Source organism: Rhodanobacter sp. Col0626, assembly GCF_049994385.1.
Taxonomy (GTDB): Bacteria; Pseudomonadota; Gammaproteobacteria; order Xanthomonadales; family Rhodanobacteraceae; genus Rhodanobacter.
Genome location: NZ_CP188260.1, coordinates 1,525,236 through 1,545,829 on the forward strand (window position 1 = coordinate 1,525,236; position 20,594 = coordinate 1,545,829).

Genomic DNA, 20,594 nt, shown 5'->3' on the forward strand with positions numbered 1-20,594 from the left:
CCGCCTGCATTCAGGTTTCCTCGCTGGCGGACCTGTTCGCATTTTCCTCGTGAGCCTTTAGCCGGGCGCGGCGCCACGCCATCAATGGCGGCGTCGTGATGCCATGCACGATGATGCTCAGCACCACGATGGTGATCACGAAGCTGGCCGCCAGCCCTGCCTGCGGCCCGTTCAGGCCATGCGTGATCGCATAGGCCAGGTAATTCAGGCTGCCGATGCCGCGGATTCCCAGCCAGCCGATCAACAGACGCCGCGGTACGGGAACACCCGATCTGATGGTGGCGAGCAATACCGCAAGCGGCCGCACGAGAAGGAACAATGCCAGGGCGACTGCCACGCCGGTAAGGTGCCAATAGCGCGCGAACGCTGCGCCGAGCAGCAACACCAGCGCCGCGATGATCAGCCGCTCCAGTGTCTCGCCAAAGGAGAGTGCATCGGAAACTACCATACCGACCGAGGTGGCCGGCTCGCCCGCATCGTCCTGTTCGCGCTTGCGCGGATTGACCAGGATTTCCGCTGGCGGATGCGACGAGACGTCGTTGTCTCCGTCGCGGATATGCGGGTGGGGGTGATGTTTCACCACGTACAATTCGGCGTGACGCAGTCCGAGTCCGGCAGCGAAGGCAGCCAGAAAGCCGGATGCCGAAAGCGACTGCGCCGACGCGTACGCCAGCGCCATCAACGCCAGCGCAAGGAAATCGCTCGGTGCGATGTCCTTGCTCTTCGTCTTCAGCTTCACACCAAGCAAGCCGATGGCCCAGCCCAATGCGAAGCCGATGCCTAGCCCGCCGATCAGGGCCCAGGCGAAATCCCTGGCGAACCACTGTGCCACATCGCCCGATGAAACCGGGCCGCTCAGCAAAAGCAGCGCCAGCATCACCAGAGGCAGTGCGGTGCCATCATTCAGACCCGCCTCACCGGAAAGGGCGATTCGCAGCTTGTCCCGGTCGCCGGCGTCGTTCACTGCAACCATGCTGGCCAATACCGGGTCGGTCGGTGCAGCGATGGCGCCCAGCAGCAATGCGAATGGCCACTTCACGGCGAATGCCCCATGCGCCACCAAGGTGATGCCGGCCACGGTCAGCAGCATGGCCGGCAGCGCGAGCCGCAGAGCCATGCGCCAGTCAGGCGCACGAAAACCCATGCGCAATTTCAGGCCGGTCATGAATAGCGAGATCACCAGCGCGATCTCGGTCACCCGCGCGATACCGCGGGCGTGAACGACAAAGTCGATGTTCAACAACCCCAGCACCCACGGCCCGGCCAGAACGCCAGCCACGAGATACAGGCTGAACGTGGTCATCGGCAGCTGGCGGATCCACCCCGAGGCCAGCGACATCAGCAGGAGCAATCCGCCGACCGAGGCAATCCATCCAAGAAAACCCATGGGCCCTGCCTTTTGAAAGTGCCTGGGGATAGTGGGGTCGCTGCGATGAAATTCGCGACAACATCCGGGCTTGCCTTACCGCGTGACGGGACCGGCGCGCGGGTCAGGAGCTGGTATCGCGTTCGCTCCGCGCACGCGGAACGCAAGGCTGATGCGTGGTTCCACGGGCGTGCGCTGCTTCGCAATGGCGTGGTCATAATGCAGCTGGGTATCCCAGCTCATCAGGATCAGGCTGCCGCTCTCGAGGTCCACATGCAGCACGCGGCGGGGTGGCCGTTTCGCACGAATGGACATGCGCCGCGTGGCACCGAGCGAGAGCACGGCGATCGGCTGTCCCTGCACCAGATCGTCGAGTTTGTCGTTATGCGGTGCCACGCTGTCATGCTGGTCGCGATACAGGTTGAGGCCGATGCTGTCGAACGGCGCGCCTACCGATGCACTGACGATGGCGTGCGCGCTGCGTAATGCCGGCGGCAACTGCGGATCATCCGCACGGAAATGCGCGCGCAGCCGCGGCACGTCCACTTCGCGTTCGTACATCAGCCGCCGGCCGCTCTTCCACGCGATGCCATCGTGCAACTGGTCGAACCAGGCTTGCGCAGTAGCTCGGTCAATCAGCTCAGGCGTCAGCACGATGCGCCCGCTGGCATCATCGAGCAGCACCTGCGAGCCGCCCTCGAACAGGCTCAACTGCGCCATGGCCGGATCTCGTAGTGCGGGGTCATGGCAGTAGGTCCTCGCCGGTTTCGAGAGCATCGCGTCGCGTACGCCAGGTCTTCGCCGTCTGCGGCTTGACGAACAGCGAGACGATTTCCGGATGCGCGATCTTGGCCTGTTTTTCGATGCGGTTGATGCAGGTTTCGATTTGCGGCGTGGTCATTGCGTCTTCGAACTCGGCACTCAAGGCGGCCACGACCTGATTCGGGCCCATCTGCACCGTCAGTACGCCGTTGGCGCAACGCACGCCTTCATCGTCGGCGGCGATCCGCAGGATCGATTCACTGACGGAAGCGTGCGCGGTTTCCCCAATCAGCAGACCCTTGGTCTCGCGTGCCAGCAGCAGGGCGGAGGTGGTCAGTACGCCGGCGATGCCGAGCGACGCCACACCGTCGAGTATGGGCAGCTCAAGCAGTTGCGCGCCGACCAGACCGGCCAGCGCCAGCAGCAGGCCCAGTATGGCAGCACTGTCCTCAAGCAGGACGGTGAAGGTGGTGGGGTCTTTGCTCAGCCGGAATGCCTCGAAGTAACCGAGGCGACCCTTGTGCCTTCGGAATTCGCGCAAGGCCACGTACCAGGAACCGCCCTCGAACACGAACGACACGGCCAGGACCAGGTAATTCAGCAGCGGATGCGAGGCCGGTTCCGGCCGACGGATGTGCATCACTCCTTCGAAAAAGGACACGCCGGCGCCCATGGAAAGCACCAGCAAGGCCACGATGAAACTCCAGAAATACAGCTCCCGGCCATGACCGAACGGATGCGTGCGATCGGGCGGCATCGCGGCGCGCCGCAATCCGTACAGCAACAGCAATTCGTTGACGGTGTCGACCAGTGAATGCACGCCTTCGCTGAGCATCGCCGAACTGCCGGAGAAACCTGCAGCCACGAATTTGGCGACGGCGATCGCAAGGTTGCCGGCGAGCGCCGCATAGACCACCTTGTGCGAGCCCGAGGCGGCCATCGGTCAATCCTGTGTGTAGAGTTTCTGGCAGCGTTCGCAGAAGAAGCTGCGCCGGTGGGTCTTGCCGAGGTAGGCGCGCCGCAGCGGGATGTCGTGGCGCGGGCAGCGGCTGCGGTTGTGCACCAGCCAGTGCTGGCGCAACACGAAGGCCTTCTTCCAGGCGAGGAACTCGAAGGCATAGACGCGTGCCTGTTGCACCAGTTCGCGCAGCTTGTACGCCGACAACGCGCCAACCATCGACAGCGGGTGGATCCGCGTCCGGTAGAGCACTTCGTTCTTGATGATGTTGCCGACGCCCGCAAACACGGTTTGGTCCAGCAGCGCATCGCAGACCAGGGTCTGCGGCATCCCGCGCAGCTTGGCGCGGGCCAGCGCGGGATCCCAGCTGTCCGACATCACATCGGCGCGCCAGTCGTACAGGGCGTCGAGGTCGCCTTCCAGCAGGCGCACGGAACAACTGTAGAAATTGAGCTCGCCTTTATCGAAGCCGAGGCTGAGTCGTGGCGCGGCGTCCTTGCGTTCGTCGATGCGATAGCTGCCGTACATCAGCAAATGGATGCGCACGGCGAGAGCGTCCGGCAATTCGATCAGGAATTGCTTGCCGAAACTGCGCAACGCCAACACCTGCCGCCCGGGCAGGCGTTGCATGTCGATCTTCGCGTTGCCTTCCGCGCGCCGGATGGTCTGGCCGGCGAAAGCCGCGGCCTCTTCACGCAGGATCACGATGGACGGGCCTTCCGGCATGGTCTGTCTCCACGGTGGCGAAAGTCACTTTGCAACGCGCCACGATCACGCGAGGTGAAGTCCGCTCAGCTTGCGTGGCCGTTCCCGACGCGGTCGGCCACAGCCAGTGCGTTGGGGATGGCATGACCGTTCGCGGTGTTGTCGAAAATGCACCAGCGCTGTGCGGTCCGCCGGCTGGTGCGCTGCAATCTGTCGGCAACCTGCTGCAGCACCGCATCGGAATAGCTGTCGTAATACATCCGCGGCGACCCGTGCAGCCGCAGGTATTGCAGCGTCGGGTCACCCGCTGGCAGCGCCGCGCGCGGCAATCGGGCCGGATCGGCGGCAACCCGGGCGATGCCACGTTCGTCCAGACATCGATTGACCTGCGCAGTGAACCATGACGCGTGGCGCGGCTCGCAGACGACTGGTCCCGAATGCAGACGGCGCAATGTATCGAAGAAGGGCAGCGCCACCGTGGGTGCATAAACCAGGCTGGGCGGTAGCTGCAACAGCAGGCAACCCAGCTTCTCGCCGAGCTGATCGACCTGGGCGAGGAACGCCTGCAACGCCGGCTCGTCATCACTCAGTCGCGCTTGGTGACTGATGGTGCGAGGCATCTTTACCGCGAACCGAAACCCCGCAGGCACGGTGTCCGACCATCGTCGATACGTCGAAGGCAGGTGGGGACGGTAGAACGAGGAATTGATCTCCACGCAGTTGAACACCTGCGCGTAGCGCTGCAGGTGGCTTGCGCCCGAGGGGAAGCGATCTGCGTGAAGGGCCGGGATCGCCCAGCCGGCGCAACCGACAAATACAACAGGTTTGGCACGGTGCGCGCGTGGCAATCGAGGGTTGATGGACATGGCTGGCGTGACAAGTGGATTCCAGCGCACTGGAGCCGTTGCGATGTCATGCCGATGTGATGCGGGGCGCGAGCCTGCAACCGGTGGGCGATGCTGCTGAACCCGGTTCAAGGCCGCGGGGGCGCGATCGGACTCGGACTTCACCGGCGCGGATCCCTGGTTTGTGGAGCGTTTTGGATCGGAATTCCGCACCCGTCGCACAACGAAAAAGACCACCTGATGAGGTGGCCCAAGTCGTTGTATTCGTTGGTGGGCGATGCAAGGATCGAACTTGCGACACCTGCCGTGTTAAGGCGAAATTCATGTGGCTTCAAAGCTAGATGTGGCAAAGGTTTCAGCGATATTTCTGCGCCGAGCTGTACCTCTCCAGTCAAGGTCAGCATCAATCCGCTGACGCCTCACCACGCCACCTAGCAAGGGATTACCAATGAACATGTCTCGCAAATTTCTGACCGACGTCCCCCCGCTTTGAGTAGCGGGACGGTTTAGAGTCCGGGTTCACTTTAACTGCTTCGCATAGGCGGCGGGTGTCAGCCCACCCAGCGCCTTCTTCGGTCGCTCCTCGTTGTATTCCCGCCGCCAGCGTCGGCGCGTGCGTGCAGCACCAGTGCTCGTTGAGGCATTCGTCGCGCAGGCGCCCGTTGAACGACTCGATGTAGGCGTTCTGGTTCGGCTTGCCCGGTTCGATCAGACGCAGTTGCACGCCACGCTCGTGCGCCCAGCTGACAATCGCCTTGCCACAGAACTCCTTGCCGTTGTCGCTGCGAATCACCCGAGGCAGGCCACGGCTGAGTGCCAGGCGATCCATCACACGCGTCACGCCGATGCCGGAGATTGCCCGCTCGACCTCGATGACCACCGCCTCGTGCGTGGCATCGTCGACAACCGTCAGGCATTTGAGGACGCGGCCTTCGGCCGTGCGATCGAACACGAAATCCATCGACCAGACCTCGTTGGCGGCTTTCGGCCGAGCCAACGGTTGCCGCTCGGTGATAAGCACCTTCTTCCGCTTGCGCCGCCGCACCCTGCAGCCTCGCTTCCTGATACAGCCGTTCCACGCGCTTGTAGTTCACCAGCCACCCCGTCTGCCGCAGCTTCAGATGGATCATCCCCACGCCATAGCGCTTGTGCCGCTCCGCCAGGGCCAAGATCCGTTGCCGGAGTTCCTCGTTGCGATCCGGGCGCGTGGCATAGCGATACGCGCTGGCGCTCATGACGGCGACCGCCAGCGCACGTCGCTCGCTCAACCCCCGCTCGACCATCTGCCGCACCAGCTCGCGTCGGGCTGGTGCGCTCACCACTTTTTTCGCAGGGCGTCCTTGATCACCTCGTTCTCAAGCACCTGCTCGGCCAGCAGCTTCTTCAGCCGCCCGTTCTCCGTCTCCAGCTCCTTCAGCCGCTTGGCGTCGGGCACGCTCATCCCGCCGAACTTGCTGCGCCACAGGTAGTACGAGGCCTCACTGAAGCCGTGCTTGCGGCACAACTCCTTTACCGGCATGCCGGCCTCCACCTCACGCAGAAAGCCAATGATCTGTTCTTCGGTAAACCGCTTCTTCACGTCCAATCTCCTTCGGACGGGGGATTGGACTCCAAACCGCGGTGCTACTCAAAAGCGGGGGGACGTCGGGGTTACCCGCATAGGTCCACTAACTATTCCACACGGATTCGCGGACGTTTGTATGATATCCGTATCACGGATCCTTCTGAGAAATAGACCATAAACTGTGCGCCCGCAGGTTTGATTGAATTCACTTCAAAGGACCAAATGTCGTAGGCTTCGATTGAATTCCTATTTTTGTGTTGATGGGGTGGCGAATCAATTACAAACCACGAGCCATTTTCGCTACTAATTACTTCGTGCACTGATGCCGCGTGATTTCCATTGAGAATTTTTTTCAAGTTTGAAACGAGTTCCTCAGGTGTATCACCAATGGAAATTTGGCTAGGAGCCTTCTGTGCGCCAAGGGATTGGATATCTGCGACCTTGCACTGCTTGACCGTGTAGACCACCTTCACTGCGCTACCGTCATCGAGCTCGACAGACCTTCCATCTCCTGGTGATACCACGCTTTCAAGATTTGAGTAATTGATCGAGGAGGATACGTTCAATACCGGACTAATCGTAGAGACATGTTTTTGCCGCGCATCCTCTAGAATTTGTTGCTTACTCATCCCTATAGCGAAGCCATCCACTCCTCCTTGCGTGATGTCTCGCGACTCGACAAAGATAGGATTCGTACAGCTCACGCAGCAAATAACAAGTGTTGCGGTTAAAAGCATGTTGCTCGTAAATTTTTTCGCGCTTGTTATGGTCATAAGTTACTGCCCATAGCCAGGTGGAAAGCGGGGAGTGACGTAATAAAGGTTACCTGGTGCATCCGGTACATCCGGAGGTGTCCCACCCGCTCCAAAAATGATGTCATACGCAGCGGTGTTTGAATTTGGGCCCGGGAAAAGGCTGTACTCGCCTTGCGAATATTGATTGCCCCAAGAAGTTACGCTCTGATCGAACTGTGTCTGCGTCATGCCTGGGGGCGGTGGAACATTGTAATTAGCATTACCGCCACCAGGGTTGTTGAACGCATTCCGATCATCTACGTACGTTTGGTTGTTCGGGTCGGTAGTAGGTGCCGTTGCGAAGCCTGGCAAAGAATATTGCGAGTCGATAACTTTATGTTTTTTCCCTGTGCAAGGATCCGTAACCCAGTGCCAAACAAAATCACCGCAGTGTTTTGGACTAGTGCCGCCGAGTTTGGCTACGAGACCCAACGGACGGCACGTCATCGTTACATTTAGCCCCAATGGGTCCACATAGCTCAACGGACTGTTTAGAGCATAGGCATACGTTGAGATGCCGCCTGCCAATCCGGTTGGATCGGACTGGCAGTACCGCCCTGTGGCCGGCTCGTAGCAGTCACGCATGCCATTGCTGACCAGCCCGGTTTCGGCATCGTAATACTGCCCCGGATAGCGCTGGTTGAGTACGTAATCCGACGTCGAGGTCGGCTGCTGCTCTCCGAACGGATTGGCCTGATAGGACCACTGCCAAATCACGGTACCCGCGCTGTTGGTCACTGCCCGCGGCGTACTCAGATGATCCGCAGTCACGTAGCTGACCGTGCTGGTGGTGACGCTACCGTTGATTGTGTTGTCGATCACCGCCACCGGGATATCGCCCAACCAGATGTAGTCCCTATTGGTCGTGCCGTATTCGCCGATGAGCTGCCCGACTTCGTTGTAGGCGTAACGCTCGGTCATCGCCTGCGGGAAGGTCGCCACCTTGCCGATGCGCTCGCCCATCGCGTTGTAGGAGTAAGTGCCCACGGTCTGGCCATTGCGTTGCACCACGGTCAGCCGGTTGCGCCCGCTGTAGCCGAAGCCGAAGGTCTCGCCGCCAATCACGCTGCCGGTGGTGTTGCCGTTGGCGTCATTGGCACGTGGGGCGTTGCCGATGTTGGCCAGTTGGTGCGTGCCGGCGGTGTACAGATAGGCACCTGTCGCGAACCCCGGCGCCGTCTTGCTCAGTCGGTCGCCGGTCGGGTTGTAGGCGTAGCTTTCCAGCGCAGTGCCCGCATCGGTGATACCGGTGAGCCGATACAGGGGGTCGTAGCCGTAGGTCTCGGTCGCCGGATTGGAACCATGGGCATTGCCCAGCGCGACTATGTTGCCCATCGCATCACGGGCAAAATGCAGTGTCAGCGCCGGACTAATAAGGTCGGTGACACGATAGTTGGCGTCATAGTTGCGCGTCACTGTCTGCTCGTTACCGAGCTTGTAGCTGCTGATTGGGCCGAACGGCAGCCATGTGATGGCGCTGACCACGGTGGGCGAAGCGGAAGTCGCACCGCTGGGTGTGACCGTCACGCTGCTTGGCAGACCGTTGGTGTTGTACGCGTAGGTGACGACGGTGTTGTCCGGCGTGGTGACCTTGCTGAGCCGGTCGGCAACGGTATAGGTGTAGGTCGTTGTGTTGGTCTTGCTTGCGGTGATCTGTCGTTTTTGCAGGATCTTGCCGCGGCTGCTGTAGCAATATGTCGTGGTGACGCCGGCTTCGATCACGCGGGTCAGCCGGCCCTTCGGCTTGGAACTGGTGCAGCCGGTAACCGTGTTGACTTCGTCATAGGCGTAGCTGACGTTTTGGCTGGTATCGACGTAACTGGTGCTGGTGAGGCGGTTCAGTGCGTCGTAGGTCGACATACTGACCACGCCGTTGGCATCGGTATGGACAAGCCGGTTACCCGCCGCATCGTAGGTATCGGTGCTGGTGCCGGTATCCGGGCTGGTCAGCTCCGTGCGATTACCCAAGCCGTCGTAGGTGTAGACGGTGTCCAGCCCGCTGGGATCGGCCACACCATCCACCCGATCCAGCGCGTCATGGTCGAACGCGACCTGGGTGTTTTGGGTCGCCGGGTCGATGCCGTTGTAGTTGGCAATGGTGGTGTTGAGGCGGTTAAGTGCATCGAAGCCCCGTTGTTGCTGAATGCCTAGCGCATCGGCGCTGTGCACCAGATTGCCGTTGGCATCGTAGCTGTCAGCATAGCTGGCGTTGAATACGGTGTGGTTCAGACCATCGATGATGGCCGTAAGCTGACCGAGCGCGTTGTACGTGCGCGACAGGCTGTGCACCACCGTTCCCGAGGCATTGCGAATTTCTTCGGCGGTTTTGTTGCCGGCGGCATCCAACGTGTAGTGGATGACGTTGCCCTGCGCATCGGTGATGTCGGTCAACCGATGCGCAGCGTCGTAGGTGAAGGTCGTGGTAACGCCACTCGGATCATTGATCGAAGTCACGTCACCCATGGCGTCGTAGCCGAACGTGGTAGTTGCACCACCCACGATACGCGTGGCAAGCCAGCCGCGCGGCGTATAGGTCATATCGATGTTGACGCCGTTGGCGTCGGTGATCCTTGTCACGCGACCGGCACCGTCGTAGGAGGTATACGACGTGAGGTGACCCAGCGCATCCTTGATCTGATATAGATCGCCCGCCTGATGGCAGGCTGATCCGGGTGTGCCGCAGCCGGTGGCGCTGTTGATGAGGTAATAGCTGTAAGTCGTGGTCTGGATGAGGTCGGTGCGCGAACCGTTCATCGTCAACAGAAGACCCACAATCGGGCATTGGGTTCCATCGACGGCAGTGCAATAACTGTATGTCCAACGACGCACGCCAGCGGGGACCGGGCCGGTGTTGGCGCAGGTGTAGGACGCGGCAGCAGCTATCGCAGGATCGATCTCGCAACGGGCCAGCGGCTGACCGATAGTGTTGTAGAACCAGGACGTTTTGGCGACCGTGTTGCCGCTGGCGTTGAGCACCGTGCGGGCCAGCGGAACGCGTAGCGTGGTGTTCCAAGTGGTGTTCGTGGTGCGCTGCTGCGGCGTGCCGGTGCCTTCTACCTGCTCGGTTAACAGACCATTCGGATCGTAAAGTGTTGTAGAAGAAATCCCTTTGAAGTCCGTTCGACCAACGGGATACCCATTTTCATCGTACGAGATGGACTGTGCCGAAAAGTCGCACGATGCGCCACATGGAGAGTCCGCTCCCGCTATTTTCTGCAAGAAAACGGATGTCTGCAGAGATACGCGCGTAGCAGCGCCGCTCGGATATGTAACTGTTGAATAGTCGGATCCATAGGTGACCTTCGTTAGGTCGACATCCGCAGCAAGCTTGGACGAGGTCGCTCGCCCTTGGTTGTCATAACTGAGCGTAACGAGTCGCGCACCAGACTGATCGGTGATGCCCGTCAAGAGATAGGCTCGACTTGTCCCACCATTTAAGTCCGCCTCATTGTAAAGATAACCAACACCGTTCGCATCGGGATATGAGATCCCGGTTAACCTTCCACTCGTGTCGTGCGTGTAAGCGACGGATGCCCCATCCGGAGTAGTTAGAGTTGCAAGGTCTTTGGCGGAAGTATATGTCAGCTGCAAGGACCTTCCCGTAGAATCAATCACCTCAATAAGCAGACCTGCAACGGGAGCAATATCAATAGGTGTGGTCGCATCGCTATAATGTAGATCAAGCTCTATTGAATCGAGGAAATGTATAGAAAGTAGTTTACCGGAAGCGTCGTAATATTCTTGCTCCTGAGTCGCTGCGTCCTTGTAAATCCATCCGGTACGGACGCCGTCAGCACCTTTAATTTCCAGCAAGGTGCTTCCAACGTCAGAGTCAGGGAGCCACAGGCCTGAGGTCATTAAGAAAGCTATCTTTTTTCCCTCGGGTCTGGCCACCACCGCATGATTAGTCGAGCCATCCGGCATGTTGCTAGAGGCGATGAGGCTGACACTTCGATCGAAGGAATGCGTCCAATGCACTCCCGTCGAGCCAGAACTTGCCGCACCGTTGCTATTATAAAATCGATGAAACTGGAGGTGCCGCTGCGAGAAGTCCGTCTCCTCGCGGAATTCATTTCCATTCGTAATATTGATTGGGTCGCCAACGCAATGGCAGGGATCGCCCAACCCCTTGGCCGGAATTGTGCTGCAGGGTACGTAGTACCAGCGCTTATCTGGATCACTTGGGTGAAATACGTTATTACGATTGTCTGTCCAAACAAGCTGGACAAAGGGTTTCCCATTTGTGTCGCCGAAGGTTCCTGCGGGTTCGATAGCGCACTTGTATTGCGACAATTTGCCATTGGAGAAAGGAAGGATGCTTGAGTAATTTTTACAGGAGCTCATCGCCGTCTGTATAGCGGGACATAGAATGTCGGACGCAGCATGTGCAGGCGCGGAAGCTCCTAGCAGCGTAAGAACCATCCCTGTCCATATGTATATCAGTCGCATATAATTACCTCTTATCCTGACCGGGAAGAGATCACTACGGTTTTTATACTTTCTGGCGGCCAGAGGTATGGACCTACCAACACCTAAAAGGTCAACAAATAATGGGCAGGCTGATTTGTTTTGTGGATAAATGGACCTGACCTCTTTTTGTCCCTGAGATGGTCGCCGAATAAAGTCCATTTGATTCCCCTGTGCCGTAGATTGCTGTGTGGATGGTCGCCCATTGCCATCGAACTGATCCCACTCATGCGTTATAGCAAATCCTGGTGACGCCTGTTGCGACGTGTGTTGTAAGGATTCTCCTACACGCGTCGCGGAATCGTCATTTTCAGTCAATCCAGTGTGGGCCAACATCCTTTTGGGTCATGCTAAAGGCGAGCTCATCGTCGATGAAGGATCGCTTGGACCGGTGCCGGGCAATACAGTAATCGAGGGCTTTGATCCGCACGATCTGTTCGCGCAAAAAGTTGCGTATCGTGTCTGAACGGCTTGAAGCACAGCATAGCCGTCGTCAATAGCCGCAGGGCATGAAGTGGATCAAACCCTTCTTGTCCTCGGATGAGCAGTAGGCGCTTACGGGTCCAACTTGGCTAGTCTGGTTCCATCTTCCCGAGCCAAGCAATAGCATCGAAGCACCTGCTCATAGCCATGGATGGCGCGCTGGTTATCGCTACCTGCTCACCTCGGTAGTGCACTCGGTCAAGAAACGTCATGCGCAAACTCATGCAGCTCCAAATACGGCAGGAGGTAACACACGGATAGGATTAAGCACTCAGTGACGAGATCCCTGGTCAGCACCAGAAAGGCGGCCAACACCAGCACAATGTTCAACGATCATTGGAACGATTGATCAGACGTACCGGAATACGCAAATCCTCAGGACGGTACGTGGCTAGTACACCGCAAAGGTGTACAGGGATGGATTAGCTTACACGGTGGCGGACGCATCTCCACGCTTGTCCATGCCGGTATGCGAACGGTACATCTGGACTGCAAAAAGCAAAAAAGCCCGATTCAGCGGGAATCGGGCTTTTTTGCAACTGCTTGCTTTTCTGGAATCTGGTGGTGGGCGATGCAAGGATCGAACTTGCGACACCTGCCGTGTGAAGGCAGTGCTCTACCGCTGAGCTAATCGCCCGCCGAGAACGCGGGATTCTAGGGGGAGTCGCGGGGCGGGTCAATGGTTGCGCGCAGTGGCGGTGCATCTGGCCTGGAGAATCGGATGGCGGTGAGGCCGGCCGAGATTGCTAAACTGCCCAGTCTTGCAGACACCGAAGCGCCCGATCATGGATTTTCTCAGCACCGAACTTGCCCACATCCTGCACGCCCTGCAGCACTTCCAGCTGACGCCGTGGAAGGCTGTCGGATTGCTTGGCTCGGTGATGTTCACCAGTCGCTGGTTTGTGCAGCTGTATTACACGCGCAAGCACAAGCGGGTGGTGATGCCGTTGTCGTTCTGGTGGCTGTCGGTGGTCGGCAGCGCGTTGTTGCTGGCGTACTTCACCATCGGCAAGAACGATTCGGTGGGCATTATCTCGAATTTCTTCCCGGCCTTCGTCTCGATCTACAACCTGAGCGTGCACCTTCGCCATCGCAAGAACAGCGTTACCGGCGACACGATTACCCGATAGATCGTCGCGCCATGTCGCTCCTGCGAACGGCCTATTCGGATTCGTAATCGAGGTTGGACGCGAGCCAGCGTTCGGCTTCGGCCATCGTCCAGCCTTTGCGCCGGGCGTAGTCCTCGACCTGTTCCTTGCCGAGCCGGCCGACCACGAAATACTGGCTGTCCGGATGCGAGTAGTACCAGCCCGACACGGCAGCAGCGGGATACATCGAAAAGCCTTCGGTGAGTTCGATGCCGGTGTTGCGGGTGACGTCCAGCAGGGCGAACAGCGTGGTTTTCTCGGTGTGGTCGGGGCAGGCCGGGTAGCCGGGAGCGGGGCGGATGCCGCGGTACTTTTCGTCGATCAGCGCGTCGTTGTCGAGCGATTCGTCAGGCATGAAGCCCCAGAACTCCTTGCGTACGCGCTCGTGCATGTGCTCGGCGAATGCCTCGGCGAAACGGTCGGCCAGCGCCTTCAGGATGATCGAGGAGTAGTCGTCGTAATCGGCCTGGAAGCGCGCCAGGTGCTCCTCGATGCCGATGCCGGCGGTCACGGCGAACCCGCCGATCCAGTCGGGTTTGTCGAACTCCTTCGGCGCGATGAAATCGGCCAGGCACAGGTTCGGACGTTCGATCGGCTTGTCGGCCTGCTGGCGCAGGCTGAGCAGGGTGGCCAGGATCTTCCCCTCTCCCTTCGGGAGAGGGTGCCCCGAAGGGGGGGGGGAGGGTTCGGGCGGAGCGGGATTCCTCGCCTCGGCCGTACCCTCATCCGCCCTTCGGGCACCTTCTCCCGGAGGGAGAAGGGAGTGATGTTCGTAGACCTCCACGTCGTCGCCGACGTTGGCGGCTGGCCACAGACCGATCACGGCGCGGGCGGTCAGCCACTTCTCGGCGATGATCTTGTCCAGCATGGCTTGGGCATCACGGAACAGTTCGCTGGCCTGCACGCCGACCACTTCGTCCGTCAGGATGGCTGGGTAACGGCCAGCCAGCTCCCATGCCTGGAAGAACGGTGTCCAGTCGATGTACGGGCGCAGCACGGCGAGGTCGTAATCGTCGAAGACGGTGATACCGGGCTTGTTCGGCTGCGGTGGTTCGTAGGCAGCCCAGTCGCAGCGGAAGCGCTGCGCACGAGCCTTGTTCAGGGATACCAGTTGTTTGCCGGGGCCGCGGTTGCGGTGGCGTTCGCGCACGTCGGCATAGTCGGCGCGCACCTTGGCCAGGAAATCCTCGACCAGATCCTTGCTGACCAGTGACTGCGCCACGCCGACGGCGCGCGAGGCATCCTTCACCCAGACCGTGCCGGCCTTGTAGTGCGGCTCGATCTTCAGCGCGGTATGCGCGCGCGAGGTGGTGGCGCCGCCGATGAGCAGCGGGATATGGAAATTCTGCCGCTGCATCTCGCGCGCGACCTGGCTCATTTCCTCCAGCGAAGGCGTGATCAAACCGGACAGGCCGATCATGTCGGCCTTCTCGGCGATCGCGGTCTCCAGGATCTTCTGCGCAGGCACCATCACGCCGAGGTCGATGACCTCGAAGTTGTTGCAGCGAAGTACCACGCCGACGATGTTCTTGCCGATGTCGTGCACATCACCCTTGACCGTGGCCATGATGATCTTGCCGTTGTTCTTGCCGGTATCGCCGGTGCGCAGTTTTTCCTCCTCGATGTAGGGCAGCAGGTAGGCCACGGCCTTTTTCATCACGCGCGCCGATTTCACCACTTGTGGCAGGAACATCTTGCCGGCGCCGAACAGGTCGCCGACCACGTTCATGCCGTCCATCAGTGGCCCTTCGATCACGTCGAGCGGGCGGCTGGACATCTGGCGCGCCTCCTCGGTGTCGTCGACCACGTACTGGTCGATGCCGTGCACCAGCGCATGGCTGAGCCGTTCGCGCACCGGCCTCTCACGCCAGGCCAGCGTCTCGACCACCGCTTCGCCACGCTTGCCCTTGTAATTGTCGGCGATCTCCAGCAACCGCTCGGTGGCGTCTTCGCGCCGGTTCAGCACCACGTCCTCGACCCGTTCGCGCAGCGGCGGATCGATGTCGTCCATGATCGTCAGCGCACCGGCATTGACGATGCCCATGTCCATGCCCGCGCGGATCGCGTGGTACAGGAACACCGAATGGATCGCCTCGCGCACGATGTTGTTGCCGCGAAACGAGAACGATACGTTGGAGACGCCGCCGGAAATGTGGCAATCCGGGAAACGCCGTTTCAGCTCGCGCGTTGCCTCGATGAAATCCACCGCGTAGTTGTTGTGTTCCTCGATGCCGGTGGCGATGGCGAAGATGTTCGGGTCGAAGATGATGTCTTCGGGCAGGAAATCGAGCTCTTTCGTCAGCAACGCATAGGCGCGCGAACAGATCTCGACCTTGCGCGCGCAGGTATCGGCCTGGCCCTGTTCGTCGAATGCCATCACCACCGCAGCGGCGCCGTACTGTTGCACCTTGAGTGCGTGTTCGAGGAACTGGGCTTCGCCTTCCTTCATCGATATCGAGTTGACGATGCCTTTTCCCTGCAGGCAGCGCAGGCCGGCTTCGATCACCGTCCATTTGGACGAGTCGATCATGAATGGCACGCGCGCGATGTCGGGTTCGGACGAGATCAGGTTGACGAAGCGGGTCATCGCCGCTTCCGAATCGATCAGGCCTTCGTCCATGTTGATGTCGATCACCTGCGCGCCATTTTCGACCTGCTGGCGCGCGACCTCGACGGCCTCGTCGTATCGATCTTCCTTGATCAGTTTCTTGAACTGCGCCGAGCCAGTGACATTGGTGCGCTCACCGACGTTGATGAAAAGCAGGTCGGGCGTGATCACCAGTGGTTCGAGGCCGGACAGGCGGGTGTGGCGGGTACTCATGAGCGACGACACCGTGCTGCTGTAGCTGTTGCTCCCGCCCCTGCATGCAGGGGCGGGTTGGGGAGGGGTGAAAGCGGGAGCAGCAAGCGCGCCCTCATGCAGCTTCCTCGACCAGCGAAGGCAGCGTGCGCGGCGCGTAATCGCGCACTGCCTCGGCGATCGCCCGTATATGCGCCGGCGTGGTGCCACAGCAGCCGCCGACCAGGTTGAGCAGACCGTCGCGGGCGAACCCGCCGATCACGCCGGCCATGTGTTCGGGCGTTTCGTCGTATTCGCCGAACGCGTTCGGCAGGCCGGCATTGGGATGGGTGCTGACGTAACTCTCGGCCAGGTTCGACAGCGTCTGGATGTGCGGGCGCAGATCATCGGCGCCGAGTGCACAATTGAAACCGACCGACAGCGGCCGTGCATGCCGAACCGAGTAGTAGAACGCCTCCGCGGTCTGTCCGGACAGGGTGCGGCCGGAGCGGTCGGTGATGGTGCCGGAGATCATCACCGGCATGCGCGCGCCACGCTGGTGGAACAGTTCGGCGAGCGCAAACAGCGCGGCCTTGGCATTGAGCGTATCGAAGATCGTCTCGACCATGATCACGTCGGCGCCGCCATCGATCAGGCCGTTGGCGGATTCGGTGTAGTTTTCCGCCAGTTCCTCGAAGGTGACGTTGCGAAAACCCGGATCGTTGACGTCCGGCGACAGCGACGCGGTGCGGCTGGTCGGGCCGAGCACGCCGATGACGAAGCGCGGTTTGTCCGGCGTCTTCGCAGTCATCGCGTCGCAGGCGGCGCGCGCGAGTTTCGCGCCTTCGATATTCAGCTCATGCGCCAGATGCTGCAGCTTGTAGTCGGCCTGGCTGATGCGGGTGGAATTGAAGGTATTGGTCTCGACCAGGTCGGCGCCAGCCTCGAGGTAGGCATCGTGCACGGCGCGGATGATCTCCGGCTGGGTCAGCGTGAGCAGGTCGTTGTTGCCCTTGAGGTCGCAGGCTCCGCCATGTTCATGGGCGTGGCCGTCGTGACCGTGTTCGAAACGCTCGCCACGAAAACCGTGCTCGTCCAGTTCGTGTGCCTGCAGCATGGTACCCATGCCGCCGTCGAGGATCAGGATGCGTTGGCGCAGTGCCTGCTCGAGCAGTGCGACGCGATCGGGATGTAGCCAGGGCAGGGTACTCATTGCGACTTCCTTCTACGAAAACACGGTTTTACGGACGATGGCGCGGCTCAACCGGGTTTGCGGGCGAGCAGGCTGATCACCTCGAAATGCGGCGCCTTGCGTTCGCGGCTGAGCCGATTGCAGCTCATGACATCCAGCCCGGCCGCGCGGGCGTAACCGTCGAGTTGTTCGCTGCGAAACCCGAGGTTGCGATGGTCGAACGGTGCGACGGCGGCGCGATGGTCGTGCTGGCCCAGCGTCACGGCGAGCAGCCGGCCACCGGGGCGCAACAGTCGTGCAGCCTCGCCCACGGCCTGCGCCGGATGTTCGGCATAGGTCAGCGCATGCAGCATCAGCACCAGGTCGAAACGTTGGTCGCCCAGATCCAGCGCATGCATATCGCCCTGGCGCACCTGTACATTGGAAAACGCCTTGAGACGTTTCGCGGCGGCCTCGACCACCCGTTCGCTGGAGTCGACGCAGACGATCGAATGCGCGTGCGGCGCCAGCAATTCGGCGGTGATGCCGTCGCCGGAGGCGATGTCCAGCACGTCGCCCGTGCCCAGCAGTTGCAGCAACGACCGCGCCAGCGTCTCCCAGGTGCGGCCCGGTGAGTAGTGGCGCTCCATGTCGCCGGCGACGGTGTCGGCCCAGCCTTCCTCGCTGGCGCGATTGGACAGCACGCCGGGCAGGCGCGCGGCGTCTTCACGCAACAGCGCATCGTCGATGCTCGCGCGCAATGAGCCGAGCAGGCTGTGCTGGGCCTCGTCGCCCTCATTGTTTGCGCGGTAGTAGGCCGAGACGCCAGCGCGGCGGTCGCGCACCAGGCCGGCTTCCTTCAACTTGGCCAGATGGGTGGATACGCGCGGTTGCGCCAGGTGCAGCACCGCGGCCAGCTCGGCCACGGTGAGCTCCTCGTTCTCGAGCAGGGCCAGCAGGCGCACGCGGGTGGGATCCGCCAGCAATCGCAGCACACTGGAGGCTGTCGCCAAATCCATAATCATCCCTGTATCGCGATACAAAGATGTATAGGCTAGGCGGCGTTTGTCAAAGCGTCAAGCGCTGACGTGCTGCGTGTTCTGTTGCTGTTTCGGTCGCACGCACACCAAGCCAGCCTGCCATCCGGCTAAAATGGTCGGCTTTCCCCCTTGCCGGAGCTCTCCCCATGGATTTCAGTTTTACCGAGGACCAGCTGTCAATCCAGGCGATCGCCCGCGACTTTGCGCAAAAGCGCATCGCGCCGGTGGCGGCCGAGCTGGACGCCAAGGGCGAGTTTCCGCTGGAGAACATCCGCGAGATGGGTCAGCTCGGGCTGATGGGTATCGAAGTACCGGAAGCCTACGGTGGCGCCGGGATGGACCCCATCGCCTACGTGCTGGCGATGATCGAGATCGCCGCGGCCGATGCTGCCACCGCTACCGTGATGTCGGTGAACAATTCACTGTTCTGCAACGGCATCCTCAAGCACGGCAACGAGGAGCAGAAGCAGAAGTATGTACGCGCGATCGCCACTGGCGAGGCCATCGGCGCCTATGCGTTGACCGAACCGCAATCCGGCTCGGATGCGTCGGCGATGCACACGCGCGCCACGAAGAATGCCGATGGTGATTGGGTGATCAACGGCAAGAAAAGCTGGATCACCTCCGGTCCGGTGGCGCGCTACATCGTGCTGTTCGCGATCTCCACGCCGGGTATCGGCGCCAAGGGCGTGTCGGCCTTCATCGTCGATACCCAGCTGCCGGGTTTCCATGCAGGCAAGACCGAGCCGAAGCTGGGCATCCGCGCCTCGGCCACCTGCGAAATCGAATTCACCGACTACGTCCTGCCGAAGGAAAATCTGCTCGGCGCCGAGGGCAAGGGCTTCTCGATCGCGATGGGCGTGCTCGACGCCGGCCGCATCGGCATCGCCTCGCAAGCGGTGGGCATCGCTCGCGCGGCCTACGAGGCCACGCTGCAGTGGTCGCGTGACCGCAAGGCGTTCGGTGTGCCGATCGGTACGTTCCAGATGACCCAGTCGAAGATTGCCGACATGAAGTGCAAGCTCGATGCGGCGACCCTGTTGACCTTGCGTGCGGCATGGACCAAGGGCGAAGCCGAGAAGAACGGCGGTCGCTTCGGTACCGAGGCGGCCGTGGCCAAGCTCACCGCATCGGAAGCGGCGATGTGGATCAGCCACCAGGCGGTACAGATCCACGGCGGCATGGGCTACTCGAAGGAAATGCCGCTGGAACGCTACTTCCGCGATGCCAAGATCACCGAGATCTACGAAGGCACCAGCGAAATCCAGCGGATGGTGATCGCGCGAGCCGAAACAGGCCTGCGCTAGTCGACCCGTTTGTTTGCCAAGGCCCGGACAGGCGTCCCTGTCCGGGCTTTTTTTACCGGTCACCCGGTTGTTGCACTCACGCGGCGCGATCGGGAAACCAGCGGCGCAGATGGCGCTTTAGCCTCAGCGCGGGTGCTTCCACGGCGTGCCAGGAACACCACGCCATGAATGTCGTCATTGCCGCGGCGACGATGAGCGAGCTGCCCAGCGCCGGCGTACCCGGCCAGAAGCGCATGGTCAGTTGCTGCGCGAAGTACGCATAGAGATAGATGCCATAGGACAGATCGCCGAACCGGCCCGCAGAGCGCATGACTGGCGTGCTCAGCGAGCCGACGATCAATGTCAGCGGAGCGATCACCGCCCATTCGGCCAGGCGGGGCTGTCCGAAGACCATCGCCGCGACTACACACGCGATGGCACCCGCAGCGCAAATGATGGCGATGCGGCTATGCCGCAGCGCATCGACAAACTGCCTTGCGCAAACGCCGGTCATGAAGAAGGCGATGTAGAAGAACGAAATGTTGTTGAACGCATCGGCCTGCGAATGGCCTTGAAGCGTTTTGATGTACATCAAAACGACCAGTCCCAGCGCCACCACGGAAAGCCATCGACGACGCAGGCCGATGGCGCCGAGTATCGCCAGATACACATAGCATTTGGCTTCCACCGGAATCGTCCACCAACTGCCGTTGACCGCGGACAGTGACGGGTTGTCCGGCTGCGTGACGAAGACGCCAGGCAATTCGTAAAACGTCCGGAGCTGGATATTGCCAACGATGAACCGGCGCGTGGCACGACCGAAATAATCGTGCATCGGAAGCGTGGTGATGGCGACGCACGCCAGCGCTATCGCCACCGTGGCAACCACCAGCGCGGGCCACAGACGCAGCACGCGCCGCAAGGCGAACCGCATCACGTGCGGGTCGCGGTACCAGCTTTCCGCCACGAGATAGCCGCTGATGACGAAGAACACCATGACCGCCACGGCACCGAGTGAATCGCCGGTGGGCGCGGGCTGGGGCCTGCCCAGGAAAAAGAACTGATGGGAGACCAGCACGAGCAGCGCGGCCGCCAGCCGAAGTGCATCGAAATTGTTGGGCTGTCCGTGATTCCCGGCAGGCAGGGTCGAAGGGATTGGTCGTGTATCGACGTGGTCGACAGGAACAGTCGCCGCGTTCTCGCGCATGCACATGATCGAGCTTCCA

Annotated in this window: 13 protein-coding genes, 1 tRNA gene and 1 pseudogene; 2 read left to right on the forward strand and 13 right to left on the reverse strand. The window is 60.8% G+C overall.

Annotated elements, in window-relative coordinates:
- Positions 1-10 precede the first annotated feature (10 nt).
- From ACPPVV_RS06315 to ACPPVV_RS06355, 9 genes and pseudogenes are all read right to left on the reverse strand, one after another.
- Complete coding sequence (locus ACPPVV_RS06315) at positions 11-1,387, reverse strand: cation:proton antiporter (protein ID WP_426702612.1); 1,377 nt, start codon at positions 1,385-1,387, stop codon at positions 11-13.
- Positions 1,388-1,462: 75 nt separating this feature from the next.
- Positions 1,463-2,086, reverse strand: a complete 624-nt coding sequence (locus ACPPVV_RS06320) for an alpha-ketoglutarate-dependent dioxygenase AlkB (RefSeq protein WP_426702613.1) — start codon at positions 2,084-2,086, stop codon at positions 1,463-1,465.
- A 22-nt stretch (positions 2,087-2,108) separates the two neighbouring features.
- Positions 2,109-3,068, reverse strand: a complete 960-nt coding sequence (locus ACPPVV_RS06325) for a cation diffusion facilitator family transporter (RefSeq protein WP_426702614.1) — start codon at positions 3,066-3,068, stop codon at positions 2,109-2,111.
- Positions 3,069-3,071: 3 nt separating this feature from the next.
- Positions 3,072-3,812, reverse strand: coding sequence for a DNA-formamidopyrimidine glycosylase family protein (locus tag ACPPVV_RS06330; RefSeq protein WP_426702615.1), 741 nt, complete (start codon positions 3,810-3,812; stop codon positions 3,072-3,074).
- Positions 3,813-3,877: 65 nt separating this feature from the next.
- A complete protein-coding gene (locus tag ACPPVV_RS06335; RefSeq protein WP_426702616.1) occupies positions 3,878-4,657 on the reverse strand; it encodes a DUF72 domain-containing protein in 780 nt (259 codons plus the stop codon).
- Between the two features lie 498 nt (positions 4,658-5,155).
- Positions 5,156-6,215, reverse strand: a pseudogene (locus ACPPVV_RS06340) (IS3 family transposase).
- Between the two features lie 92 nt (positions 6,216-6,307).
- Positions 6,308-6,973: a hypothetical protein gene (locus ACPPVV_RS06345; RefSeq protein WP_426702617.1), complete on the reverse strand. Its 666-nt coding sequence runs from the start codon at positions 6,971-6,973 to the stop codon at positions 6,308-6,310.
- Positions 6,974-6,976: 3 nt separating this feature from the next.
- Complete coding sequence (locus tag ACPPVV_RS06350) at positions 6,977-11,338, reverse strand: RHS repeat-associated core domain-containing protein (RefSeq protein WP_426702618.1); 4,362 nt, start codon at positions 11,336-11,338, stop codon at positions 6,977-6,979.
- Positions 11,339-12,506: 1,168 nt separating this feature from the next.
- Positions 12,507-12,581 (reverse strand) — tRNA-Val (locus ACPPVV_RS06355).
- Positions 12,582-12,729: 148 nt separating this feature from the next.
- On the opposite strand from ACPPVV_RS06355, the gene ACPPVV_RS06360 reads away from it, so the two are divergent.
- Entirely contained in the window at positions 12,730-13,074 is a 345-nt protein-coding gene (locus ACPPVV_RS06360) for a lipid-A-disaccharide synthase N-terminal domain-containing protein (protein WP_426702619.1), read from the forward strand.
- A gap of 31 nt (positions 13,075-13,105) precedes the next feature.
- On the opposite strand, the gene metH is transcribed toward ACPPVV_RS06360, so the two are convergent.
- From metH to ACPPVV_RS06375, 3 genes are all read right to left on the reverse strand, one after another.
- Complete coding sequence (metH, locus tag ACPPVV_RS06365) at positions 13,106-15,913, reverse strand: methionine synthase (RefSeq protein ID WP_426702620.1); 2,808 nt, start codon at positions 15,911-15,913, stop codon at positions 13,106-13,108.
- Positions 15,914-16,007: 94 nt separating this feature from the next.
- Positions 16,008-17,084 (reverse strand): homocysteine S-methyltransferase family protein, encoded by a 1,077-nt coding sequence (locus ACPPVV_RS06370; protein ID WP_426702621.1) that lies wholly within the window; start codon positions 17,082-17,084, stop codon positions 16,008-16,010.
- 47 nt (positions 17,085-17,131) lie between these two features.
- The gene (locus ACPPVV_RS06375; RefSeq protein ID WP_426703184.1) at positions 17,132-18,061 is read right to left on the reverse strand and encodes an ArsR/SmtB family transcription factor; all 930 of its coding nucleotides are present in this window, start codon (positions 18,059-18,061) and stop codon (positions 17,132-17,134) included.
- 167 nt (positions 18,062-18,228) lie between these two features.
- On the opposite strand from ACPPVV_RS06375, the gene ACPPVV_RS06380 reads away from it, so the two are divergent.
- The gene (locus ACPPVV_RS06380) at positions 18,229-19,389 is read left to right on the forward strand and encodes an acyl-CoA dehydrogenase family protein (RefSeq protein WP_426702622.1); all 1,161 of its coding nucleotides are present in this window, start codon (positions 18,229-18,231) and stop codon (positions 19,387-19,389) included.
- Positions 19,390-19,465: 76 nt separating this feature from the next.
- On the opposite strand, the gene ACPPVV_RS06385 is transcribed toward ACPPVV_RS06380, so the two are convergent.
- The gene (locus ACPPVV_RS06385; RefSeq protein ID WP_426702623.1) at positions 19,466-20,575 is read right to left on the reverse strand and encodes an acyltransferase family protein; all 1,110 of its coding nucleotides are present in this window, start codon (positions 20,573-20,575) and stop codon (positions 19,466-19,468) included.
- Positions 20,576-20,594: the final 19 nt, after the last annotated feature.